Annotated in this window: 23 protein-coding genes and 2 tRNA genes; 20 read left to right on the top strand and 5 right to left on the bottom strand. The window is 43.3% G+C overall.

All coding sequences use genetic code 11. The annotated features are described in order from the left end of the window. Nucleotides 1–47: 47 nt before the first annotated feature. Genes P0M28_RS01225 through dcd form a run of 3 tightly spaced genes read right to left on the bottom strand, consistent with a single transcriptional unit; the run spans nt 48 to nt 1,870 of the window. Nucleotides 48–773, bottom strand: a complete 726-nt coding sequence (locus P0M28_RS01225; RefSeq protein ID WP_302207560.1) for a 3'-5' exonuclease family protein — start codon at nt 771–773, stop codon at nt 48–50. Beyond that, a complete protein-coding gene (locus tag P0M28_RS01220; protein ID WP_302207559.1) occupies nt 763–1,317 on the bottom strand; it encodes an RBBP9/YdeN family alpha/beta hydrolase in 555 nt (184 codons plus the stop codon). Before P0M28_RS01220 ends, P0M28_RS01225 begins: the two co-directional genes overlap by 11 nt. Nucleotides 1,318–1,327: 10 nt before the next feature. Next, complete coding sequence (dcd, locus tag P0M28_RS01215) at nt 1,328–1,870, bottom strand: dCTP deaminase (protein WP_302207557.1); 543 nt, start codon at nt 1,868–1,870, stop codon at nt 1,328–1,330. 192 nt (nt 1,871–2,062) lie between these two features. Here dcd and P0M28_RS01210 point away from each other — a divergent pair. The 8 genes from P0M28_RS01210 to P0M28_RS01175 all read left to right on the top strand — a co-directional run bounded on the left by P0M28_RS01210 (nt 2,063) and on the right by P0M28_RS01175 (nt 8,225). After that, a tRNA-Gly gene (locus tag P0M28_RS01210) sits at nt 2,063–2,135 on the top strand. A gap of 158 nt (nt 2,136–2,293) precedes the next feature. Then, nucleotides 2,294–2,533, top strand: coding sequence for a GIY-YIG nuclease family protein (locus P0M28_RS01205; RefSeq protein WP_302207556.1), 240 nt, complete (start codon nt 2,294–2,296; stop codon nt 2,531–2,533). Nucleotides 2,534–2,539: 6 nt separating this feature from the next. After that, nucleotides 2,540–2,623, top strand: a tRNA-Leu gene (locus P0M28_RS01200). A gap of 173 nt (nt 2,624–2,796) precedes the next feature. After that, nucleotides 2,797–3,660 (top strand): formate dehydrogenase accessory sulfurtransferase FdhD, encoded by an 864-nt coding sequence (fdhD, locus tag P0M28_RS01195; protein WP_302207555.1) that lies wholly within the window; start codon nt 2,797–2,799, stop codon nt 3,658–3,660. A 6-nt stretch (nt 3,661–3,666) separates the two neighbouring features. Continuing rightward, nucleotides 3,667–6,015, top strand: coding sequence for an FdhF/YdeP family oxidoreductase (locus P0M28_RS01190; RefSeq protein ID WP_302207554.1), 2,349 nt, complete (start codon nt 3,667–3,669; stop codon nt 6,013–6,015). 72 nt (nt 6,016–6,087) lie between these two features. Further along, nucleotides 6,088–6,855, top strand: a complete 768-nt coding sequence (locus P0M28_RS01185; protein WP_302207553.1) for a carboxypeptidase-like regulatory domain-containing protein — start codon at nt 6,088–6,090, stop codon at nt 6,853–6,855. A gap of 134 nt (nt 6,856–6,989) precedes the next feature. Beyond that, nucleotides 6,990–7,310: a hypothetical protein gene (locus P0M28_RS01180; RefSeq protein WP_302207552.1), complete on the top strand. Its 321-nt coding sequence runs from the start codon at nt 6,990–6,992 to the stop codon at nt 7,308–7,310. A 171-nt stretch (nt 7,311–7,481) separates the two neighbouring features. Next, on the top strand, nt 7,482–8,225 hold the full coding sequence (locus P0M28_RS01175; protein WP_302207550.1) for an SDR family oxidoreductase: 744 nt from the start codon (nt 7,482–7,484) through the stop codon (nt 8,223–8,225). A gap of 142 nt (nt 8,226–8,367) precedes the next feature. Here the strand turns inward: P0M28_RS01175 and P0M28_RS01170 are convergent, their stop codons facing one another. After that, nucleotides 8,368–9,624, bottom strand: a complete 1,257-nt coding sequence (locus P0M28_RS01170; protein WP_302207548.1) for a mandelate racemase/muconate lactonizing enzyme family protein — start codon at nt 9,622–9,624, stop codon at nt 8,368–8,370. Between the two features lie 177 nt (nt 9,625–9,801). Here P0M28_RS01170 and P0M28_RS01165 point away from each other — a divergent pair, with 177 nt between their 5' ends. From P0M28_RS01165 to P0M28_RS01110, 12 genes are all read left to right on the top strand, one after another. Next, nucleotides 9,802–10,965, top strand: coding sequence for an FG-GAP repeat domain-containing protein (locus P0M28_RS01165; RefSeq protein WP_302207547.1), 1,164 nt, complete (start codon nt 9,802–9,804; stop codon nt 10,963–10,965). Between the two features lie 5 nt (nt 10,966–10,970). Beyond that, a complete protein-coding gene (locus P0M28_RS01160) occupies nt 10,971–11,846 on the top strand; it encodes an apurinic/apyrimidinic endonuclease family protein (protein ID WP_302207546.1) in 876 nt (291 codons plus the stop codon). A gap of 113 nt (nt 11,847–11,959) precedes the next feature. Next, nucleotides 11,960–13,024 carry an aldo/keto reductase gene (locus tag P0M28_RS01155; protein WP_302207545.1) on the top strand — a complete coding sequence of 355 codons (1,065 nt, stop codon included), beginning with the start codon at nt 11,960–11,962 and terminating at the stop codon, nt 13,022–13,024. Between the two features lie 236 nt (nt 13,025–13,260). After that, on the top strand, nt 13,261–13,767 hold the full coding sequence (locus tag P0M28_RS01150) for a DUF7684 family protein (RefSeq protein ID WP_302207544.1): 507 nt from the start codon (nt 13,261–13,263) through the stop codon (nt 13,765–13,767). Between the two features lie 79 nt (nt 13,768–13,846). Then, nucleotides 13,847–14,428: a hypothetical protein gene (locus tag P0M28_RS01145; RefSeq protein WP_302207543.1), complete on the top strand. Its 582-nt coding sequence runs from the start codon at nt 13,847–13,849 to the stop codon at nt 14,426–14,428. A 146-nt stretch (nt 14,429–14,574) separates the two neighbouring features. Next, entirely contained in the window at nt 14,575–15,210 is a 636-nt protein-coding gene (locus P0M28_RS01140; protein WP_302207542.1) for a hypothetical protein, read from the top strand. 147 nt (nt 15,211–15,357) lie between these two features. Continuing rightward, on the top strand, nt 15,358–16,401 hold the full coding sequence (locus P0M28_RS01135; protein ID WP_302207541.1) for a DUF6414 family protein: 1,044 nt from the start codon (nt 15,358–15,360) through the stop codon (nt 16,399–16,401). A gap of 44 nt (nt 16,402–16,445) precedes the next feature. Continuing rightward, nucleotides 16,446–17,063: a DUF6932 family protein gene (locus P0M28_RS01130; protein ID WP_302207540.1), complete on the top strand. Its 618-nt coding sequence runs from the start codon at nt 16,446–16,448 to the stop codon at nt 17,061–17,063. 1 nt (nt 17,064) lies between these two features. Beyond that, nucleotides 17,065–17,283 (top strand): hypothetical protein, encoded by a 219-nt coding sequence (locus tag P0M28_RS01125; RefSeq protein ID WP_302207539.1) that lies wholly within the window; start codon nt 17,065–17,067, stop codon nt 17,281–17,283. 97 nt (nt 17,284–17,380) lie between these two features. Beyond that, nucleotides 17,381–18,385, top strand: coding sequence for an XAC2610-related protein (locus P0M28_RS01120; protein ID WP_302207537.1), 1,005 nt, complete (start codon nt 17,381–17,383; stop codon nt 18,383–18,385). 152 nt (nt 18,386–18,537) lie between these two features. Continuing rightward, nucleotides 18,538–19,302 (top strand): hypothetical protein, encoded by a 765-nt coding sequence (locus tag P0M28_RS01115; RefSeq protein WP_302207535.1) that lies wholly within the window; start codon nt 18,538–18,540, stop codon nt 19,300–19,302. A gap of 182 nt (nt 19,303–19,484) precedes the next feature. After that, on the top strand, nt 19,485–19,952 hold the full coding sequence (locus tag P0M28_RS01110; RefSeq protein WP_302207534.1) for a DUF6934 family protein: 468 nt from the start codon (nt 19,485–19,487) through the stop codon (nt 19,950–19,952). A 512-nt stretch (nt 19,953–20,464) separates the two neighbouring features. Here P0M28_RS01110 and lacZ read toward each other — a convergent pair. Further along, nucleotides 20,465–23,752, bottom strand: a complete 3,288-nt coding sequence (gene lacZ, locus P0M28_RS01105) for a beta-galactosidase, LacZ type (RefSeq protein WP_302207532.1) — start codon at nt 23,750–23,752, stop codon at nt 20,465–20,467. Nucleotides 23,753–23,754: the final 2 nt, after the last annotated feature.

Genomic DNA, 23,754 nt, shown 5'->3' with positions numbered 1-23,754 from the left:
TTTAAGCCAATATGATTCATAATTCTATTGCGAACAATATGTGAATGCTATACATAAATAATCTGCTCATCCGGCAACAATGGTTGAGAAAGCATAGCTAAATAGACCTGAGCCAATAAGCGGATATTCTGGTAGCCGGAATGGGTGATTTTTTCTAAATCCTGATCTTGATAATGAGCCTGTTGAATTTGTTGAGCGTCTAGCAGTTTGTCGGCATCAACTTCTACCGAAAAAAGCGCAGCCAACAAATCCAGTGGCACAAACTTTTTATATTCACCAAACTTCCACATTTCCATAGTATCCAGATGGGGTACTTCCCAGGCTTTTTTATTCATCAGTTGTAGGGATTTGGGCAGCTCTATACTGTGAATTAGTAACCGTCGGCAGAGGTAAGGATAGTCAAAATCGCGGCCATTGTGGGCACAGAGGCGAAGTTGATTTTGATCGAATCGTTGAACCGTTTCTACAAATTCATGCAATACGGCGATTTCGTCGGGGTGGGTGATGCATTTAATTCGTAGCTCGTTCCGCTCATCATCCAGTGCATGAAAGTAGCCAATAGCAATACTGACAATTTTACCGAACTCAGCATAGAGAGCGGCTCGTTCCACAAAAAGTTCAGCGGAGGTTTTGGTGTCAGCCTCCCGAAAAAACTCAGCTTTTCGGCTCCAAGCTTGCTGGATAACGGGCGAAAGATCATCGTAATTTTCTTCAGCCGTAACAGTTTCAATGTCAACGAACAGAATGTTGCTAGATAATACGTCAGTTGCCATAATCAATGGTTTCAATACGTGATACAAAGTTATGAAGTAAGTCCCACCCTTTCGGCCAGGGGCCAAACCCTGACTTTCCTTCCAAATGCCCACCGTTTTCTACTACGTGCAATTTAGCACCCCAGCATCGAGCAAAGTAGCTGGCTCGCGCTAGCGAAACTACGTGGTCGTCAGTGCTGGCGACTACCAACGTAGGAAAAGGCAGTGTGACCAACGGCATAGGTGAAAATCCAGTGATGTAGGCGGGGTAATCCTCTCGCTCAACATCGCTAGGCGCAACCAGCATTGCTGCCCGAACTGGCTTCTGAAAAGTGTTCCACCAGTGAACAATAGTAGCACAACCAACACTATGCCCAATTAGCACAATCTCTTCGGAAGGATAGGCTTGTAGTGTTTTTTCTATCTGGTTTACCCAAGTTTCACGATCAGGATGCGCCCAGTCTTCCTGCTGAATACGTTGAAATTGATTTGGCAACTGCTTCTCCCACTGGGTTTGCCAGTGCGCTTCATCTGAGTTACGTAGGCCGGGTACTGTGAAAAACATACCAGGAAGTTTATGACTTTTCAAAGTCCTTAAACAACAAGCTTGGTTGAATGCCCCGGTTGTTCTGATACTTCCCACCACTATGTCCTTGCCCACTTTGGTAAGTCTGGTAATCACCTTCAATGGAGTGGTAAAAAATCTGGCAGATTTCTACTCCGGCGTAGATACGGATAGGTTGTACACAGAACATTTCCAGTGTCCAGAACCCGGCGAAACCCACATCACCAAACCCGGCAGTAATATGTACGAATAACCCCAGGCGACCGATGGATGAGCGGCCTTCCAGCATTGGTACATAGCCTTTGGTTTCAGTAAACTCCAACGTGCGCCCCAGATACAGTTTATGCCGTTCCATCAATAAGCCCTCTTCGGGGATAATCACCTTCTGGGCAGTATTCTCGCTCTTCATATCCAACTCATCTTGGTCGTAGACTAACAATTCGTGGTTCAATCGTAAATTGTAGCTATTAGGATTTAACTGTTCCGGACGGAATGGATCAATCTTGATGTTTTCTCCCAGTTGGGCCTCAATAGATTTACCGGATAAGATCATAGATGTTTAATGATTGATGAGTAATGACTAATGATGAATGAAAAATACCTCAGTCAACATCACGAATCATTATGCATCAAAGGTACTGAAAAAAATAAGCAGAGAGGGAGGAAATAGTTGCGATAAAAATTTCTTCTTTGAAGGTTGACTATTCAAAACGGTTGATTAACTTTGTAATCCAATTTTAAAAACGCGAAAGTAGCTCAGCTGGTAGAGCGCGACCTTGCCAAGGTCGAGGTCGCGGGTTCGAACCCCGTCTTTCGCTCAACAATAAAGCGGCTCATCAGTCGCTTTTGTTGTTCTCTGAGGCAAAGACGTTGACTAGCTGTCCGCGCCTTAACGAATATGCCGGGATGGTGGAACCTGCCTGCCGTTGTGTAGGCTTGCGCACCCGGCAGGCAGGTTGGTAGACATGATGGAACTATGTTCTACGTATATGCTATAAGTAGCCTAAAGCGTAATTATATTTACGTTGGACTAACAAATAATCTAGACAGGAGACTAGGCGAACATAACAAAGGCCATAACAGAACTACCAAGCCTTATGCTCCATTTGCGGTTATTCTTTCTGAGAGTTATCCAACAAGAGCCGGAGCTAGAAAGAGAGAAAAGCAGCTAAAATCAGGCTCTGGCAAAGAATACTTAAAAAAACTAATAAAATGAAGCTATGCCGGGATGGTGGAATTGGTAGACACGCAAGACTTAAAATCTTGTGACCATTAGGTCGTGCGGGTTCAAGTCCCGCTCCTGGTACATTCAAAAGCTAACCACATCTAGGTTAGCTTTTTTCGTTTACAGCCATATCGTTTTTTCTCTCTCGCCCAAAATCATTCCGAAACCCAATTGACTAGATAGCTTTTCAGTATTCTTAGAAAAGCAGTACCTTGGATGGATAACAACAACTCACGAATGCTTACCCCAAAGTTATGATTACCAGCGGAGTACAATCAGCCAACATTGTAAGAGTAGGCGAGGGCATAAAGGAAGAAACCGATTTAATAGCGGTCGAGGAGCCACTGGCTATCCGACTAGAATATGGTGCCAGCACCCAGCGACAGTTACGCGATTTATCCATCACTATGCGGACACCGGGTCACGATTTTGAGTTGGCACTTGGGTTTCTGTTTACCGAAGGTGTTATCCAGAGTAAAGATGATATTGCTGATATTCGGTACTGTCAGAGTGCCCAGAAAACCAGTAAAGCTGAAAATGTAGCACGGGTATCCCTCTCTCCCGATATATCGATTGATTGGCAAAAACTGCAACGGCACTTTTACACCACCTCCAGTTGTGGTGTCTGTGGAAAGACATCCATTGATGCGGTGCAATCTGTTTGTCCTATTTTATCTGTCTCTGATCTCTCGGTTAGTCAGGAGGTAATTCATCAGGCCCCAGCTAAGCTGCGGGAGGCGCAGTTAATTTTTGAGTATACCGGGGGGCTGCACGCCGCGGGTCTATTCTCTCAAACAGGCGAGTTGCTGCTGTGGCGGGAGGATGTAGGAAGACACAACGCACTAGACAAACTTATTGGGGCTGCGTTGAGTCAGCCAGAAATATCACTCGCATCAACTCTTATTCTATTGAGCGGACGAGTTAGTTTTGAATTGGTGCAAAAGACTTTGATGGCAGGAGTACCGCTACTAGCCGCGGTAGGTGCTCCTTCGGGGCTGGCTATTCAGTTAGCTCAACAATATGACTTAGGACTCATTGGGTTTGTCCGCGATCAGCGATTTAATATTTATCACGGGCACCAGCGAGTGCAGCTTACTCAACCAACAACGTTAACCTAATCTCATATGTCTAACAATTCCAAGAAGGATACTATTCATCAGCCCGTCAGTCGCCACTGTGGGGCGCGCCAGCCCGGGGCGCGCCAGCCTGAAGCACTTGCTACTAAAATTGAACTGAGCCAGCGTAAAAAAGTAGCAGCGGGCATTCCCGCTGTGGCAAGTTCAGCCAAGCATGTATACGGCGAGGTAGGAGTGATAGAAGGAACTAAACTGATGACGAAGATCAATCAGTTTAATGGATTTGACTGCCCCGGTTGTGCCTGGCCAGACCCGGACGAGCATCGGTCGGTAGTAGAGTTCTGTGAGAACGGAGCTAAAGCGGTAGCCGAAGAAGCTACAACTACTCGAGCCAATGCAGCATTCTTTCGAGAGCACTCAGTAGCAGAGTTACTGCAATTGACCGATTACGAATTAGGAAAGAGCGGACGAATTACCGAACCAATGGTAATCCACCCGAACGATGCTCATTACCAGCCAATTAGCTGGGATGAAGCATTTCAACTCATTGGTCAGCAGCTACGAATATTAGCTGATCCGAATGAGGCGATTTTTTATACATCAGGGCGAACTAGCAACGAAGCGGCGTTCCTCTACCAACTATTTGTTCGGCAGTACGGTACTAATAACTTACCCGACTGCTCCAATATGTGCCATGAGTCCAGCGGAGTAGGATTATCCGAGACAGTAGGGATAGGAAAAGGATCGGTTACGCTGGATGATTTCTACCAGGCAAAGGTAATCATGATTATAGGTCAGAACCCTGGCACCAATCATCCCCGAATGCTGCTTGCCCTGCAACAAGCAAAGAAGAACGGGGCTAAGATTATCTCAGTAAACCCACTACCCGAGGCGGGGCTTCTTTCGTTCAAGAACCCGCAAAAGCCACTGGAGATGCTGGGATCCGGCACATCGCTAACTGATATTTTCCTTCCCGTTCGCATCAATGCTGACGTAGCTTTACTGAAAGCAATAATGAAAATGCTGCTAGCTAAAGAAGTAGAGAAACCAGGTACAGTGTTAGATCAAGAGTTTATCCAATCCAAAACTGAGGGTTTTGAACAACTAAAGAAGGATTTAGAACAGTACAATGTAGACGAACTTATTCAGCAAACGGGAGTTGAGCGGGCAACGATTGAAGAAGTTGTGAATCTACTGGCAAAAGAAAATAAGATAATCGTATGCTGGGCGATGGGACTCACTCAGCATAAGAATGGAGTGGACAATGTACGGGAAGTGGTGAACCTACTGCTGATGAAAGGAAGTGTTGGTAAGCTGGGGGCAGGAACCTGTCCGGTACGGGGACATAGCAATGTGCAGGGCGATCGTACTGTAGGCATTTGGGAGAAACTCAAACCAGAGTTTGGCCAAAAACTAGAAGAACACTTTCAATTCACTCCCCCGAAAGAAGAAGGGTATAATACTATAGCAGCTATCAAAGCAATGGCCGAGGGGAAGGCCAAGTTTTTCATGGGAATGGGCGGTAACTTTGTTTCGGCTACCCCAGATACTGATTACACCGCTGAGGGATTACAGCAGTGCGAAATGACAGTGCAGGTATCTACCAAGCTCAATCGTAGTCACCTAGCTCACGGAAAAACTGCGCTCATCTTACCTTGCTTGGGTCGCACTGAGTTAGACGTCCAAGAAAGTGGTACCCAGTTTCTGACGGTAGAAAACTCTACTGGAGTAGTACACAAAACGCAAGGCGGTAAACGCCCGGCTTCTAACTATCTTTTGAGTGAACCCAAGATCGTAGCTGAGATTGCCAAAGCTACCCTGGGTTCAGATACAACTGTCGACTGGAATGCGATGGTCGCTAACTACGACACCATTCGGGACGCGATTGAAAAAACAATAGACGGTTTTGAGAGCTACAATCAACGAGTGCGAAGACCAGGTGGATTTTATCTACCCAACGGAGCCCGTGAAGGAAATTTCACTACGGAAAGTGGAAAAGCCCATTTTACCATCAATCAACCTGCTGACCATTCACTAGAGGAGAATGAATTTCTGATGATGACCATCCGCAGTCACGATCAGTATAATACGACCATTTACGGACTGCACGACCGCTACCGGGGCATTCACTATGAGCGTCGGGTAGTACTTATGAATCCCGCTGACATAAAGAAGCTCAACCTATCGCAAGGAGCAGTAGTAGACTTGATAAGCAAATACGATGGACAAGAACGGATAGTCCGCAACTTCCGAGTAGTTTCGTTCCCAATTCCTACCCAATGCGTAGCTACGTACTTTCCGGAAGCAAACGGACTGGTGCCGCATACTCGTTCGGCTCACGGTAGTCATCAACCAATTTCCAAATCAGTTATTATCAAGATTAAACCAAGTTATTAAATTTAGTTAAAAATCATCTCAATCAGCATTGGTGATACATTAGTAAGGTAGATTTAGCGTTGTACGGCATGTATGCCATCTCGAAACTACTGCGGTTTACTCTGCTTAATTCTACTAAACTCTTCAGCCTACGCCCAGCTACTCGTTCGTGGGCAGATAACATCTCGTACCGGAGAAGAGTTACCGTTTGTGCACGTTATCAATTCCAGTCTGAAAAAGGTATCCGTTTCAGGCATCAATGGGCTATTTTCCATTGATGCCATTTCTGGTGACACGCTAAAGTTCTCTTTGGTAGGGTATCAGCCCGAACGCATAATTGTAAACGATGAGCACTTTCAACAACTCCAGCAAGTGGTATTGGTAGAGGACTCTATTCTGCTACCAGGAATCACTGTCTTTGACCGTGCTGTTAAGCCTATCATTACCGCACCCAAAAGAGAGTCAATGACGGTCAGATTCGTGCGAGGGAAAGAAGATATTGTTTCTAAGAAACCTATTCGTTTTGAACCAGGTGTAGAAGGTGGACTACCTCCCGGGCAGGCAGGAGGCACATTAACCGGAGTGTTCACACGTTTGCACGATCGTTTTTCTAAAAATGGAAAAGAGCGCCGGAAGTACGCTAAAGCCACGCAACAGACAAAAGAAGAAGCAAAGTACTACGCGCTTATCAATGATGAGAAAACTATAAAAGAAATAAGTCAGCAGTTTCAGTTATCGCTAGCTGACTACGAACGATTGATGGCCCTATTTAAAGAGCAGTATCCGGATGCTAAAAGAATGACGAACAAAAATGAAATTATCGGATTATTGTACTACTTCTTCAGCCAGAATAAGAAGTAGCTAGTTTGCAAAGTGAGCGACATTCTTAGTCTGAATTTTCTCTAAATTCGCTACCTTCCGTTAATCTTACCATAATGCTACACTCATGCCTAACTTTCTAAATCTTACCTCAAGATGCATTTGGACTAATATTATTGGAAGGCCAAATTACCCAAGAGCTATTAGACCGAGAACCTGCTCTAAATCTTCGCCCAGATAACTCGTTTGACTTTCAACAAATTGATAGCGCCCCTCTATTGGGTAGCTGGCAACTTAGTGAAGATAAACAGCAATTAACCTTAACTTCTGAGGCAGGTGAGGAAATGTTGTTTGCAATTACGTCGGTGGATGAAAGTGAGATGGTACTGCATATAGAAGAAGCCTCTTCTGCACTACTTAACTTACCTCAGTTTCCTCTACAGTTGAATATCCAACTGGAAATGAGCTGGAGAAACGGTGAATCAGCTAGTTGGTGATTCCATCTAAATGCTCGCTAACGGTGCCCGGTAGCTCTATTACCGTATCTTAAGAACTTACCTTACGAATAAAGCTTAGCGCATACCTTTTCCTAGTAGTCACTTATCGGAACAACCTGAGGTTTTAGGAGTTGATAAGATTTACCATTAACCAAAAATAATAGACGTAGTATGGAACTTCAAGATAAAGTAGTAATAGTAACCGGTGCTTCCAGTGGTATTGGTGAAGCGACCGCCGAAAAGCTAGCCTCGCACGGAGCCAAAGTAGTACTCACTGCTCGCCGTGAAGATCGGCTTAAAGAACTTAAGCAGAAGATAGAAAGTGCCGGCGGAAAGGCTCTGGTAGTGACCGCCGACGTTACAAAGAATGAGGACTGGAAACAAGTAGTACAGCAGGCGCAAGAGGTATTTGGAGATGTGGATGTGCTGGTAAATAACGCCGGATTGATGCCTTTATCATTTGCGAAAAAGCTAAAGACCGACGAATGGGAGAAGATGGTCGATGTAAACATTAAGGGTGTGCTCAACGGTGTGGCCGCCGTGCTACCTAAGATGATGGATAACAAGCGAGGGCATATTGTCAATATTTCATCAGTGGCTGGACGAAAACTATTTCCGGGCGGGTCGGTCTACTGCGCAACCAAGTTCGCCGTACGAGCCTTTTCTGAAGGGTTACGCAACGAACTGGCTCCTGAGTTTAACATTCGTGTCACTGCTATCGAACCAGGAGCCGTAGCTACTGAGCTTACTGATACCATTACTGACGAAGATATTATTGAAAAGATAATGAAGCCGATGCTTGATATTGAGACGTTGCAGTCCGAAGATATTGCCGAGAGTATTCTCTATGCACTGCAACAACCGAAGCATGTGAATGTACAGGAACTACTGGTAATGCCAACTGAGCAGGGGTAGGCAAGTTTTGTGCTTCAATAACAAGATTGATGACGAGCCGATAACAAGGCGGTACGCTTACTGTCGGCTCATCATTTTGTTTAGTTCTTAAAAATTTACAAGTAAGTAGTGACAGTTGCTGGCTATACCCAACACTAAAACGCTAGACTACCTTATGCTTAGCAATATAATCTGGGTCAATGGTGACTCCAAGGCCAGGGGCGGTAGGCACGGTAACTACTCCATCTTCGCTACTGAGACTAGAGGTAGTTGACTCTAGTGGCAACTTCTTATTAAAGCCTTTGAACTCGTGGTATGGCCCGGCGTTAGGAACAGCCGAGACAAAGTGCATCATATACAAATAACCCAAGCCGGAACCGGAGATGTGGGGAATGCAAGGCTTGTCTTTAGCATCTGCCATACGTGCTACCTTCATCGAGCGAATCATGCCCCCGAAGTAGAAAATATCGGGCTGAACAATATCCAACGCGTCTTCCTTAATTAGCCACCGGAAGTTCCGCATACTAGGTTCCTGCTCGCCCCCCGCTACCGGAATGGTCATAGCATCAGTCACTTGCTTAGTTTCTTGATACCAATCAAACGGAACAGGTTCTTCGTAAAAGTCGAAGGCGTACTCTTCCATCAGCTTACCAATCCGGATAGCTTCGGCTGCATCGTAAGAGCCGTTAGAATCCGCGTAGATCGTCATATCATCCCCAAAGGTTTTCCGTACTAGTGGAATCAACTTTTCGGTACGGTCGGCGGGAAAGTCGGCGTTTTTACTCATCCGTCCGCCTACTTTAAACTTCAGGGCTTTGGCCTGCGACTCTTCCACCTGCTGTTTAATCAACCCAATAGACTCTTCAGCTGACTTACCTCGGAAGTTGTTCGCCTGATACACCGCAATCTTCGGATGATGTACTTTGCCTATGAGTTCACCCATTGGTTTTTGAGCGATTTTTCCTAGCATATCCAGCACCGCAAACTCAATAGTAGCCAATGGCACCCACAGAGCAAGGTTTTGCAACTTATAATTGCTTTTGTAAACGTATGCCTCTTCCAGTAGTTGCTCCCATTCGCGAGCATCTTTACCGATAAAAAAAGGTTGTAATCTTACTGAGAAGATGGGGTAAAGACCGACCATCTGCATATTGTTTCCTACCGAGATGCCTTCGGCTCCGTCGGTAGAAGTGACTCTACAGATGAAGTTATCTTGATAACGCAACAGCTCGAGCCGATCAATAATTACCGGGTCGGGAAATAGCCCTTTCTTCAACACCGGCTGAGCCAGTATTTTATCCAACATTTCATCATCTTGCTTCGCTTGGGCTAAGCTAGTTTGAGAAGTAGAAATGAGGGCGGAAGCTCCTAAAGCGGCTGAGGTAGTATTCCTCAGAAAGTTTCTTCGGGAAGGTTGCATAGTATCTGTACGAGTTAGTTTTTTACGAAGATAGTAAAGAATTGTACAACAAAGATACCGATCCTCCTTCAGACTGAAAGCACCCTATGCTTGAAGGTTGTCTTTCTTATTTAAAGAAAATCAGTTAACATTAGCCTAATTATCGCTGATTAACTGCGGTGCATACCACCTACTATTTTGAAGAAATCTGCTGTCTACTCGTTAGTGCAATTGTTTATTAGCCTCTCGCTTTTTTCTAAAGCTTTAGCTCAAGCTGACAATTCGCTGGATAAGCCTGTACAATTTGTACAGAAAGTTATAGCTATGGAAAGCTACGAAGCGGTGGGAGCATTTGACGTAGATGGCGATGATACGCTGGATTTAGTGTCCGGAGCATTTTGGTACGAAGGGCCAGAATTTCAGCATCGTCACTTCATTGCCAATGTGGCTCGTTGGGGTAGGGGAGAATACTATAATGATTTCGCCAGTATTCCGATGGACGTAAACGGGGATGGTCGTTTAGACTTTATTACCGGAAGTTGGGGCGATCAGACCATGCTGTGGCGGGAGAATCCGGGTGAGAGTAAGATGTGGCAAGAGCACCTGATTGATTCAACCGGGCCAGTAGAATGTGCCCAGGCGTGGGATATTGACGGCGACGGGCAGCCCGAGCTCGTACCTAACAATCCTAACGACGCGCTTAAGTTCTATCGGCTGGAGAGTGGTGCATTTGTGCGCTACGAAGTTGGTTCGGAGCAGGGGCACGGATTAGGTTTTGGCGATATTAACGGCGACGGACGGGGCGATCTGATTAGCAGTGAGCAGTGGTACGAAGCGCCGGAAGACCCACTATCCGGAGAATGGAAAGTACATCGTGAACTATCACTAGGTAAGGCCAGTGTACCAATTTTGGTAGAAGATGTGAACGGAGACGGTAAAAACGATTTAATTGTTGGGCAGGGGCACGACTACGGATTAAGCTGGTACGAACAAAGCTCGGATGAGAACGGTCAGCGAAGTTGGATCGCTCATCCGATTGACCCGTACAATGCCCAGTTTCATACGATGGCCTGGGAAGATGTCACTGGCGATGGCAACCCCGAACTGATTACTGGCAAACGCTTCCGGGCGCATAATGGTCGCGACCCGGGCTCAGATGATCCGCTGGGAATGTACTACTTTCAGTGGAACGGAGAATCTTTTACTAAGCACACTATTAGCTACGGCCCGCTGGGAGTGGGTAAAGGAGCTGGAATCTTTATGGCCGTAACTGATCTGAATAGCGATGGAAGAAATGATATTGCCGTAGCGGGAAAAGATGGCTTGAGTGTATTTTATAACCAAGGCTACCAAACCAAATAGTGTTTATGAAGGTATTCTCCATTGTTTCAATAGTGCTGGGGCTTAGCGTACTCATCTCGTGCTCGATAGAAAACAGACCGGTGACCAACAGCCATTCGCTGTTCGATCAGTCCAATCTCATTGCTTGGTGCATTGTGCCGTTTGATAGTGAGGAGCGCAGTCCGGAAGAGCGGGCAGCGATGTTGCAGGAGCTGGGTATTTCTCAGTTGGCTTACGATTGGCGGCAGCAACATCTACCCACTTTTGAGGCAGAACTTGAAGCACTCAAAAAGCATAATATTGACCTGCGGGCAGTTTGGTTCTGGATTGACCAAGATTCGGTAGGCTACTTGGGAGAGGATAACGAAACTTTATGGGATAAGATGGTAGCAAACGAGGTGCGAACCGAATGCTGGTTTTCGTTTTCACCCCAGTATTTTGAGGGGCTTTCAGATGAAGAAAAACGCCAGCGGGCGATTCGCTTTATTGCAGACTTTCGGAAGCGGGCTAAACAGCAGAATTGTACGCTAGGCATGTATAACCACGGCGACTGGTTTGGTAACCCAATCAACCAGTTAGCGATTATTGATTCATTGGGTAGCGATCACTTGGGGATGGTGTACAACTTTCATCACGCCCATCATGAGATTAATGAGTTTCCAGCCTTACTAGAGAAAATGCAGGATCACTTGCTGTGTATTAATCTCAATGGAATGGTGGAAGGCGGTGAAAAAATAGTAGCTCTGGGAGAAGGTGATCGGGAACTAGAAATGTTGCAAGCGATTCAAAATAGTAACTACCGAGGCCCTATCGGTATTATCGGCCACCAAGACCGGGATGTAAAGGAAGTACTAGTACAAAACCTACGAGGACTCAATCAGTTGAAAGCCGAACTCAAATAAATTAGGTAGACTGGGGCGGGTACCTTTACACAAGGCTCGATTTTTAGTAACTTATGCATTGGCTGAATTAGCCAGGTAAGTTTGAAACATTAGAAACCCTAACCACGAATGTTATGAATGAGCAAGACCAGCCGGATCGGCGCAAATTTCTACAGACCCTAGCCGGACTTACCACCGGTATGATGGTGCCCTTCTCTTGTCAGTCTCAAGCCAATGAAACGGGCCAAAGTGCTACGGCTCAACTAGCCAGCTTTGAAGAACCTGCTTCACTCGCTCCGCAGCGAGACCGACTGGGCGATTTGCTACCGCAGCGAAAGTTGGGTAAAACCGGAGAAACAGTAACTATGCTTGGCCTGGGTGGAGCGCATATTGCTCGTATGAGCGAATCAGAGGCGCAAAAAACGATAGAAACGGCGTTGGCCGGTGGAGTTCGCTTCTTTGACAATGCCGAACAGTACGGTAACGGATTGGCTGAAGAACGCTACGGCATGTTTCTTAGCCCCGAATACCGCGATGTGTCGTATATCATGACTAAAACCCGAGCCACTAATGCCAAAGTAGCCCAGCAGCATCTGGAGGATTCGCTACGCCGAATGAAAACCGACTACATTGATCTTTGGCAAATCCACTCGGTTACCAGCCCGAGTGATGTGGATCGGCGGATAGAAAACAGGGTGCTAGAATTTGTGCAGAAAGCGCAATCCGAAGGAAAGATTCGTCACTACGGCTTCACCGGTCACCGCGATTATCAGGCTCATCAGCGGATGCTGGAGCAGGCTGCTGATGTAATGCAAACCTGCCAGATGCCAATTAATGTATTTGACCCCAACTACAAAAGCTTTATCAATAACGTGCTCCCCAAACTGCTGGAGAATAACATCGCTCCGTTAGCGATGAAAACCCTGGCCAACGGCGGTTTCTTCGGCGGCACTACCCACTTTAAGTCGGGTGATAAGCCTCGTATTGTACCCGGCGCACTAAGCGTTCAGGAAGCCCTTCACTTCGTTTGGTCATTACCCGTCAGTGTGCTTATTACCGGGCCGGATCATGCGGAGATGCTACAAGAGAAAATTGACTTGGCCAACTCTTTTAAATCCATCAGCGAAGAAGACCGTCAAGCACTGGTTGCCCGAGTAGCCGACTTTGATGGAGGCCAAATAGAATACTACAAAGCTTAATGGTTCAGCTCTTCGTTCTTTACTCTGATAGCGTAACATGTTTACAAACGACTGTAAATGTTTATAACCGATTAATAAAACTTAAACGGTTATGAAATATTTTATATGTAAAATTATATATATAATTTCTTTTGTTTTATTTTCACCTGCTAAACAACTCAAAACGAAGTAGACATAATGGAAATAACGGAGACTAGTTGCCGTTATGCAGTTGTTGTACGCTACCTGAAATTCTAATGGAGTTAATTGGACGAATCAATAGGAGGAAGGTATTTTACATTCAAGTTAGAAATAATGCTGATTGGATAAAATCACTGCCAACTCGCGATTGGATAGCATTCACCATCGCGAATAAAGAGGATGAAGAATTAATTCCACCTGCGGTGAAAATCTGCTTAGATCATCATGTTTCATACACTTGTAGTGCCGGGGAATTGGCGACCATGACTGAGGAATATTTTGATGAAGAAATTACTTGGCGAGCAGTGGGGTACGAGCAAGAAACTGGGAAGGATTTTGATTATGATCAGTCGCCGGTGACGACATTTCACCAGAATTTTGGAGAAGGATTTTGGTATGCTTCAACCTTAGCGAATGATGATAACTTCGAGATTGATAAAGTGGTTTGCATTGATTTTACCAAGAGAAAAGTCAAACGACACCTATCTGAGCTGATCGATAAAATCAACAACCAATGGTTACCATCAGATGATGAAATTGATCCAGCAAGATATGATCATTGAGAAAAGGCAGCGTACAACATCGCTCAGCCCTCAGCCTAGCAAAAATGAGTTAGCATGCTAGTTGCTCCAAGTACCAATATTGATAAACGAACTAAAAAAGCCAACAAGCCGGGCGAAGGCTGCCCTAGGCGTTAGCACACATATAAAGATGATTGAATCTTCAATTAGAAAAGTTTCTGTCACAAGTGGTCGACTAAATAAGTTTGGAATTAATTTGACACTTGCTGGATTAGGAATATTATTTCTTACTACCGGAATCTCAGCGATTCATAAATATTTAACAGGGCAGATTACAAGCTTCGATCCGATGTTACAAGAATACCCTATTTTACTTTGGGGACCAATATGTATAATGATTGTCGGAGTGATTTTGATGTTTGCCATAAGAAGAAAATCTGTCACTGGATTCCTTCAACTAGATTCTGAATCATTGATTTTTATATATAATCAGCAGATTAAAAATATAGATTTAAAAGATGTGCACAAACTAGAGTTCATCTACCATGATATGATTGACGATACGAAAAAAGCTAGCCTTGAAGTTCAAACTGAGAACGATAAAGAATATGTTTATTTGACAGATCGTCGTAAATGGAAAGAGATAGAACTTACATTGACAGAGCTTCAAAACGAGGGAATAGAAATCAAAATTGAAAGGTAATACGTGTGCTAACATAAAGCAGCTACTAAGCCTCTGAAGTTGAGCTTGAAAGCTAGTTGCCCCAAGCAGTAAAAATGCTAACTTGAAAGACAAATGCCACCGACCCGGCCCAGCAGCTCGCAATGGTCGTTAGCAAACACTTGAAAATGATACGAAATACGAAGTCAATATTGGTTTTCCTTGGGATGCTATTGTTAGCAGCGTGTGATACTACTGAAGTAGTAAACTGTCCGGCATTTGATTTTTCAATTGCAGAAACAGATTGGCTGTTATTTCCTGAAGAGAGAAATTATGAATTTGAGTGTCAGGGGGAGGTAATGGTTTTTGAGCTGTTGATGTTCGAAGCAAGCGAATCTTATACTTTTGACTATGAACGTGAGCTATCGTTAATACCATTCCCTGATTATCAAAAAACTGATTGTAACATCTCCTTTACTACCAGTCACCTTTCTCGAGAGTATAATATTAATATATTCAATACAATTGCATATCGAAGTCCTACTGAGAGGATTGATATGGGATTTGGATTTAATACGCTGTCTTTAAATCTTGATATAGTAGGTGATACACTGATAGGGAATCGGATCAGATATTCCAGCGATGATTTTGAGGACTATCCAATAGAGCATTTGCCTTCATTCGTTCTTTCTGATATAGAATATAGCGAAGTTGTTAGAATCACCAATACACTTGAAAATGTGCTGCCTGAACAAGTCTATATAGCGAAGAATATTGGTCTGGTTGCATTTTTAAAAGGAGACAGTACTTGGGTAAGAAGATAAGCGGTTTGCTAACAAGAGCTAGCCACAATCGGGCGGAAATGAGCGCTTCCAGGCTAGTTGCCTTAGGTTTTATAAATGCTAACTTGGAAGTAGAACAGCCAATAAGGCCCGGTAGACGGCTAGCTTGACCGTTATGTGTAATTGGGTATGAGTAAAAAATCTAAAATAATAAAGGACCTTCTTTACCTTGATACGGCCAAGGCGGTTTCTTTATATAGCCAACTTGATGAAGGCATTATTACTCAAAGTCAGACATCTGAAGAAGACTCAGCCGGGCTAACCTCTAATCTAGGGGTAGATATTAAGGTTTTTCAGGCAAAAATCGGCTCAAACATAGGTGGTAAAGAGAATCAAACAATTACGAGAATTCCACATCACAATCTGCTTAACCAGCTTCAAAACAGTATTGATAAATCTGAATCCTTTATTGATTTAGACCTAATCGATCAAGATGAACTGACAATAGAAGAACTCCATGATAAACTGGCTAACAAAATTTTTGTAAAAGCCACTGGATGGGTGAATATTGAAGATTACGATAGGCTTAAGAAGATTGCAGAAAGATTTAATGCCATCTCAATGTTTATCCAAGAATGTAGTGTTGAAGGAACTGATATTAAAGAACAGTATGGTCAATTAAAAAAAGAGATTAAGAAGCAGAGAAAAATTATCAGCCAATACAAGGATAGAAATGCTAAAACTAAAGACACAGCAAGACTCAATAAACTAGAAGAAGATTTAATAACTCTTTTGGACGAGAACATAGAGGGAGGAAAAATTCCTCAATATTTGGTTGATGGTATTCAGCTTTTTATAGACACCTTTCTTCCCAATAGGATCAACTTCAGATTTTATCCTTATGACCAAATACCACAATTTGAAATACTCTCTAATTTAAAAAGGGAAAACTTTGTGGAAACTGATATTGAAAACATCATATTTTCTTTCGGATCAAGACCCAATTTAAAAATGACAATCTTTGGAATGATAACCTCCCTTCCTTCAGAGAATCAAGACTTATTTGATCCATTGTCAGATAAAGAAGACGCCACGGAAGAGTCAATAGCATTTGAGAATGCTTTTCGGGGGGTGTTTAGAGGCTTTGAGGGGTTTGAGCAATTTGTTAGATACTCAAGCTATCCACGTATAACCACGACTCCTCTAGCCATTTATAGAGAAATTGAAATATAAATACACATAACAAACACTAAAAATGAATATGCGAACTGAGCACTTTGACAGGACAATGCAAGCAGGATACTTCGGTACTTCTAGCAAGTGGGGCGCATACTCATTTTAGTTGGTCGTTGTATGCCACCAAAAGTAAAAAGAAATCAGTATCATTACAGGGAATACTGATGAATATGGAATTGAATTTTGATCAACGAGGAAATCTACAACCGTACGAAAAAATAACGCTTACGCTGGATGAATTTAAGGATTTCTTTGTCGGTACATTTCCTCAAAATAGTCCTAGGAAACAGATCTTTGATAACTACCTAAGATTTGTTGAAGATTCTTCTGCTCAGGTTGCTACGCACTTTATCCAATGGATAGATGGGAGCTTCGTGACCGCTAAAGAACATCCCAGAGATATAGATTTTATCACATTCGTTAATCACGAAATATTTGAAGCGAAAGAAAATTTAATTCATGACCATTTCAGATTGACCGGAGCCAGAAAAACCTATGGGGTCGATGCATATACGGTAAGACAGTATCCTGAAGATCATGCCAAATATATGCTTTATCAATCGGATTGGGTATATTGGTATAACTGGTTCAGTCAGACAAAAAAGAATAGAGCCAAAAAGAAATATCCGAAAGGATTTATTGAAATTGAATTTAATTGATATGGAACCTATAGATAAAGAAGCCAAAGTGGCTAGGATTAGCGACATCATTGAACAAATTGAGGAATTGAATAAGATGATAGATTTCCATCGCGGTCATCAAGGAGACGTATCGACCATTTCACAATATGAATATATGCGGGATGAGTTTGTTAAGGAACTCAACGAAATGATGAAAGATTTCAAACTCGATGTTCGATTGACAGAACATGCTGCCTAACGGGAAGAAGGCGGCATACAACATTGTGTAAGCGCTATGCTTCGGCTGAGGCCTCGCACCAGCGCCTACACTAACCGTTGTGCGTGATTAATTTGCTATGAGAACATTTTTTCTAACAATAATTACAATATTATCACATCAATCTTTTAGTCAAATCTATATTGTAAGTGACTTATCAGAACGGTTTGATTTTGAGATTGAGATAGACCTTAGTTCTCATGAATATTTCCATGAAGGCAAGATACGTGTCTTTCTAAAAAAACGGAATAAACTCTTGCTAGAGGTTTCAGCAGAGGCATTTGCCTTTGATAAAAGCAAGTATACAAACTCTAATATTCAGATATCAGGAACTGAACAGGAAGTTATTGTCTACAGAGACTTTAACTTTGATGGACACAAAGATTTAGCTCTTCAACAATATTATTCTAGCAAAGGGCCTGCGTATACAATATATCTGTATAACGGAACTGATTTCGTTAAAAACGCTGTCTTTACAGAAATTATACTAAGATCTCAGGGCAATTATGAATTACTACCAAATGAGAAAGAAATTTTAATCACCGGAAGCGGAGGTTGCTGCTATCATATCTTTTCAACTTATAAAATAATTGACGGGTATCCGTTTGAAAATCACACCATTATTTCTGAACAAGATATGCCATTTAATACTGAAACCCAACGAAAATGGACATCGGAAGGGATGGTTGAAACTGTCACGAAAACCGCTAATTTAGATCAGGAAGGCATCTATCCAATTCTATCGTTTAAATTGAAGAACAAGGACAAAACTGTAGTTCTTTATAATATCAATAATCGAATGCTATACTACGTTCTTTTAAAAAACGACAACGAAGTTGAATTTAGCCTTCCTATTGAAGCAGTTTATAAGCAAAAAGATTTTGTAGTTACATCAAATTTTCAATCTATAAACTTCAGAAATGAGGCGGCTAATTATATAATATATGAATACGAGAATGACATTGGTATAATTGTCAAAATTCATGGCAAAGAATATAATTTGAAGGGGAATTTTGAAACTAAAGAGGGCTCTTTATCAAATATACCAATAGAAACACTTGATAATGTTTATATGGGTGAATAACCACACACAACACTGCATATAACTTATTGCGGGTTTAGTGGTGGTTCAAGCTTTCCTGCATTTTACAAAGTTAATATTATGTAGATAAAAATGAGCTTTCGAAACCGCCACAAGCCATATGCTAGACGTTGGCAGTAAGCTAAAAAATGAATGTGGAACACGATATAAATACATTTTCAAAACTAGGGGAAGGTATCAACTTTTACTTGAACGAATCATTTCATTACATTAATGAAGCGTTGATTTACGAATTTGCTTCGTACCTTTTTTCGGAAGAACTTAAGAAGATTGATCCAAGTGATAAGGATAAAGAAATAATAGAATCTATAAACCTTCCAGAAAGTCCAGTAGAACTATTGCAAGTTGATCTTCCAGAGGTCATGACAGAGGAAACATTAAGAGCTATTTCTGATGGATGGAATAAAGCACAAACTTTAGCGAGAGTCGAAAATTATGATTTTACTCTTGACCACGCAATACAGTCTATTGAGATGCTCGGGCATCTTAATAACTTTGGCTTTTTTATTGAAACTGTCATTAATAGACACCTTTTGTACTTGAAGCAAACAAGATTAATAGACGATTTTAGCTATTCAAGATTCTCTATTGCGAAAGTTATGGAGAGAATAATTTTCATTTTTAAAGATGACATCAGCACACATAACATTCACCTGAATGAAATAGCAAGATTGTTTAGCCTTAGAAACAAAACTGTTCATTATACGCCCGATAACGCGATGGCATTGAAACCGAGAATTTCAGAAATGATCCAAATTTGGAATCAAACGAAAAAGCTTCTTGAAAGATTAGAGGGAATAGAAAAGTTCAAAGAGGACAAGTTTTCTAGACTTTTGAATAATCAGATTAATGGGTTCATGGAAAAGTGGACATCAAAGCCAACTGCCAACAAAAGCTAGCCGCTAGCCTAGCAAAAACATAAGGTTGAAGCTGAGTTTCGCCGAAGTGCGATAAAAGAGCAACGAAATATAAAACGCAAACAAGTCGGCCAGCGCCTACACTAACCGTTGTAGCCAACTTATACCGACTAGAATACGGACATTAGAATTGATTTCGTAGTTTTGCCAAAAAGCAGAAATTTGTGAACAATCCTAAGTATCAATACAAATCAGAGCGAAAATTAAGGCACTTTGAATTCATTAGCGAAGGGCCAAAAGGGTTGATCCACAAAATGGTGGAATATACAGAAACTGGACAAGAAAATGTCTTCAACCTAGCATTTGGCGATTATGATAAAACAACAAAATCTATTGACGATTTATCCATAACAAACAATGGGGACAGCTTAAAAGTATTGGCAACGGTAGCCTCGACCGTTTATGCTTTCACGGAGAAGTATCCCAGATCGTGGATTTTTGCCACTGGGAGTACCAGTGCGAGAACGCGCCTTTACAGAATGGGAATTACGAACAATCTTGCTGAGGTTCAAGTGGACTTCCTGGTGTTTGGATTGAGGATAGAAGACAACGAATGGGAAGAATTTATTGTTGGAGAAGATTATGATGCTTTCTTAATAACTAAAAAGAAGAATTATGAAAACCAAAATTGATAAATTGAATAGTTCAAAAGTTCCGATCATCGTGTTCGATAAGGAACTGGAAAAGTTGCAGGACAAAGTACTTTTTCCAGAAAAGCTTGAGAAAGCGAACAAGATACTTACCAAGGTTGGATTGCCAAAAAAGGAAAAGTAAGAACTGGCTACAACAAGAGCTAAACGCCATTCCCACCCTTCGGGATGGGCGCGGCATCTAGCCGGGTCGTTATAGGTAATCTATAATGATAAACCCAAAAGACGATATTGACCTGTTGATTCTTTATAAAATTGGGCTGCAATGTAGAGTCGTAGATACAAAAGCACTAGTAGACTTCGCTGATAAAATAATAGCAGAAGAAGATAGTCCAGACTATCTGTTTATTGAGATTTCTCTATGTGGGAATGACAAAAATAGATTGATTGATGTACTTTCAGATTTCACGAGAGAGTGCCGTAAAAAGATTTCTGGAGAATATTTATTTGGCGCATTTCGCCCCAAAGGCTATTTGCCGGACACAACCCAGCTATCACTCATTCGCTCGTACTTCAGCAGGCTGGTTGATTGGAGTCATGGTGAAGGAGAAATAGTATTCGCGGGGTAAAATCCGGTATTCGGTATGCGGAAGTGCGCCCCAACTATTGTCGCCGCCTACACCCCGCTGTCCGTAGTCAATATTAAGTGTAATATTTTCCTGGGGCTCAATATCGGGAGTATGCAGGTACTTTCGCTGCGGATCATTAGAAAAGCCTGCGCGTTCGTGGTAGTTAGCACTGAAGCAAAAAGTGGGTGAACCACTGATCTTTAGCCCTACTCCTTCACTGTTGGTCAGTTCTAGCCAACGGACATCGGTGCGGTAGCCATTTTCTTGAGGGCGAACGTAGGGAAAGTATAAATCTTCTACCGCCATTTCGTACACACCCACCAAGGCCGAAGTCTTACGGTCACTATAATTCTCGTGGGGGCCGCGCCCGTACCATTTGGCTTCGGAAAGGTTTCCGGCGATCTTCATTTGCGTGCCTAAGCGCGGTAGTTCGGGTAACGGACGATAGGGTGGGGGAATAAACGAAGTAGCAACGGTTACCGCCCCGCTGGGATGAACGGTGTAGGTTACATCGTACTGGGTGTCAATATCAGTAAGCACTCCAGGTACAGTAATTTCTATCTCGCCATTATCTTTTTCTATAGCTTTAGGATCTTCGGTTTTTAGTGTATTCGGTATGTCGCGCCAAGCAGCGAGTTGCTTCGGCATGTTGTTTCCGTAATCGTTATCAGTGGGAATGCGCCAGAAATCGGGGCGAGGTGGAGCAACCAGTAACGCATTATCCTGAAAGTTGAACTGCTGTAGGGTACCGTCCGCTTTATTCCAGCGTAGCGTAAATTGAGCTCCATTCACGGTGATTGATTCTGAATCTTCTTCTAGCGACAGAGCTGAAAAATCAGCATTATTTGAGTCTGATGCAAGTGAGACTGAATTTACCAATAGCTGTTCAACCGCTAGTTCATGTCCAGTAGGAATCAGCGGGTCAGACTGTTTCTGATGAACCGAAATAGTTAGCCACTGCTCTTTTCCTGAATTAATAGTTTGGTAGGGAATGGTTACTTCTTGGGTATTTCGGGGAGCTAGAGCAACATCCAAGGTGCCTTCTCTTACAATGTTTCCTTCCTCTTCCAGTTTCCAGCGGACATCATATTCTTGTAAATCAGTAAAGAAATATTCGTTGGTGAGTTTTACTTTTCCAGTCGATAGGTCAATCGGCTCTGCTTTAAAATTCTGGTACACTTTTTTTACCTCATAAATATGCGGATTCGGTTTTCTATCGGGGCTTACTAGTCCGTTGAGGCAGAAATTGTGGTCGCTGCGGATAGAATCGCCGGTGAAATCGCCGCCGTAGCCGAAGTAGGTTTCGCCCTGCTCAGTTTTCTTCACCAGCCCCTGGTCTACCCAGTCCCAGATAAAACCGCCCTGAAGCACGTCGTAACTTTCTATCAAATCCCAGTAGTCCTGAAGATTACCTACACTGTTTCCCATCGCGTGGGCGTATTCACACTGAATGAGCGGACGGTACGCTCGGTTATCCAGCGCGTACTGTTTCATCACGTCCATTGACATATACATGGGAGCGTAAATATCGGTATGTGGATGAAGGCGGGCTTGCTCAAACTGCACCGGGCGGCTGTCTTTAGATTTCAGCCATTCGTAGCCTTTTACAAAATTAGAGCCATCCCCGGCCTCATTTCCTAATGACCAAGTAATGATAGACGGGTGGTTTTTATCCCGTTCATACATCCGTTCTACTCGGTCCAGATGGGCTCGCTCCCAAGTAGGGTCATCAGCAATATGCTTCTTCGGGTCATATGGTCTTTGGTAAGCCGCGCCCAATCCGTGCGACTCAATATTTGCTTCGTCCACCACGTACAAACCGTAGCGGTCGCAGAGCTTGTACCAGTACGGATCATTGGGGTAGTGGCTGGTACGCACCGAGTTAATATTAAACTGCTTCATCAGGCGAATATCCTCCTCCATACTTTCGCGCGGAATGTGGTGAGCAAATTCCGGGTGATGTTCGTGCCGATTAACGCCTTTCACCAGCACGGGCTGGCCGTTTACCAACAGTTGTCCATTTTCTATGACCACATTACGAAAGCCCACCTGCGTAGCACTTACGGTAGGAGTTTCGTCCGCTGAACCCTGATAAGTAATCAGCAGCGAGTATAAATTAGGTGCTTCGGCTGACCAGGCTTGGCAGTTATCTACTTCGGCTTCAAACGTAAATGTTTCTTCTGACTCGCCCGATACGGTAATACTTTTCTCTTCTTCGTACACCGCGCTGCCGGAAGCATCTAGTAGCTGAAGGCGAAGCGACTTGTCCGAAAACGGGTCATCGCTATGGTTGGTCATCACAACTTCAGCCGAGAAAAGTCCGGTCTGATACGTACTGTCCAATCCAGCTTTTACGGATAAATCCTGAATGCTAAGTTTCGGTAGGGAGTACAAATACACATCGCGTTCAATACCGCTTAATCGCCAGAAATCTTGACACTCTAAATAGGAACCGGAAGCAATGCGGTACACTTCACAGGCCACCGTATTTTCGCCTGCTTGCAAATATTCGGTAATATCCCATTCAGCCGGAGTTTTAGAGTCTTCCGAATACCCGACGTATTCACCGTTTACCCATACGTAGAAAGCGGTTTTTACCCCACCAAAGTGCAGAATTACTTCTCGCTCGGCCCAGTTTTCGGGAACGGTAAAGCTACGACGGTACGAGCCTACCGGATTCCATTGAGTAGGTACTTCAGGAGGGTTAGGAGTCATTACCTCCCGCGTGTCCGACATGAGTGGCATCTCCGAAGCTCCCTCAGCAGTGGTAAACTCATAAGGATGGTTCAGGTAAATCGTTTGATCGTAACCCTGCATCTGCCAGTCGCCGGGCACTGTGATCTCCGCCCAGTCTGATACATCGAAGTCGGAAGAATAAAAATCTTGGGGGCGACTATCAGGATTTTCGGAGAAAGCAAATTTCCAGGAGCCGTTCAATGACTGATAGTAGGGTGAATTTTCGGCCGTATCTTGCTGAGCTTGCTCGGGGCTATCGTAGGGGAGAAGCAGGGCGTGAGGTTTAATTTTATTTACCCCTACGATGGTAGGATCCGTTATTTCAGTTCCGGTTGGTTCGGTTTCTTGGGCTAGGGCTGGATTAAAAAAAATAGTTGTTGCCAGAAGCAGTAAGATGAGACCTCCTTGCCCAAGAAAAAAAGTAGCTAGTTTAGTCATTATGGGTATCTGTTGCGTATCGTGTAGCTTGGGAAGCATAC

Origin of the sequence: Tunicatimonas pelagia, from assembly GCF_030506325.1 — a bacterium.
Classification (GTDB): domain Bacteria; phylum Bacteroidota; class Bacteroidia; order Cytophagales; family Cyclobacteriaceae; genus Tunicatimonas; species Tunicatimonas pelagia.
This window is presented reverse-complemented; position numbering and strand designations above follow the sequence as displayed.

Bases quoted from the DNA above. Each gene is read 5' to 3' on its own strand.
- P0M28_RS01225 (WP_302207560.1), bottom strand. From the start codon at position 773: ATGGCAACTGACGTATTATCTAGCAACATTCTGTTCGTTGACATTGAA.
- P0M28_RS01220 (WP_302207559.1), bottom strand. From the start codon at position 1,317: ATGTTTTTCACAGTACCCGGCCTACGTAACTCAGATGAAGCGCACTGG.
- dcd (WP_302207557.1), bottom strand. From the start codon at position 1,870: ATGATCTTATCCGGTAAATCTATTGAGGCCCAACTGGGAGAAAACATC.
- P0M28_RS01205 (WP_302207556.1), top strand. From the start codon at position 2,294: ATGTTCTACGTATATGCTATAAGTAGCCTAAAGCGTAATTATATTTAC.
- fdhD (WP_302207555.1), top strand. From the start codon at position 2,797: ATGATTACCAGCGGAGTACAATCAGCCAACATTGTAAGAGTAGGCGAG.
- P0M28_RS01190 (WP_302207554.1), top strand. From the start codon at position 3,667: ATGTCTAACAATTCCAAGAAGGATACTATTCATCAGCCCGTCAGTCGC.
- P0M28_RS01185 (WP_302207553.1), top strand. From the start codon at position 6,088: ATGCCATCTCGAAACTACTGCGGTTTACTCTGCTTAATTCTACTAAAC.
- P0M28_RS01175 (WP_302207550.1), top strand. From the start codon at position 7,482: ATGGAACTTCAAGATAAAGTAGTAATAGTAACCGGTGCTTCCAGTGGT.
- P0M28_RS01170 (WP_302207548.1), bottom strand. From the start codon at position 9,624: ATGCAACCTTCCCGAAGAAACTTTCTGAGGAATACTACCTCAGCCGCT.
- P0M28_RS01160 (WP_302207546.1), top strand. From the start codon at position 10,971: ATGAAGGTATTCTCCATTGTTTCAATAGTGCTGGGGCTTAGCGTACTC.
- P0M28_RS01155 (WP_302207545.1), top strand. From the start codon at position 11,960: ATGAATGAGCAAGACCAGCCGGATCGGCGCAAATTTCTACAGACCCTA.
- P0M28_RS01150 (WP_302207544.1), top strand. From the start codon at position 13,261: ATGGAGTTAATTGGACGAATCAATAGGAGGAAGGTATTTTACATTCAA.
- P0M28_RS01140 (WP_302207542.1), top strand. From the start codon at position 14,575: ATGATACGAAATACGAAGTCAATATTGGTTTTCCTTGGGATGCTATTG.
- P0M28_RS01135 (WP_302207541.1), top strand. From the start codon at position 15,358: ATGAGTAAAAAATCTAAAATAATAAAGGACCTTCTTTACCTTGATACG.
- P0M28_RS01125 (WP_302207539.1), top strand. From the start codon at position 17,065: ATGGAACCTATAGATAAAGAAGCCAAAGTGGCTAGGATTAGCGACATC.
- P0M28_RS01120 (WP_302207537.1), top strand. From the start codon at position 17,381: ATGAGAACATTTTTTCTAACAATAATTACAATATTATCACATCAATCT.
- lacZ (WP_302207532.1), bottom strand. From the start codon at position 23,752: ATGCTTCCCAAGCTACACGATACGCAACAGATACCCATAATGACTAAA.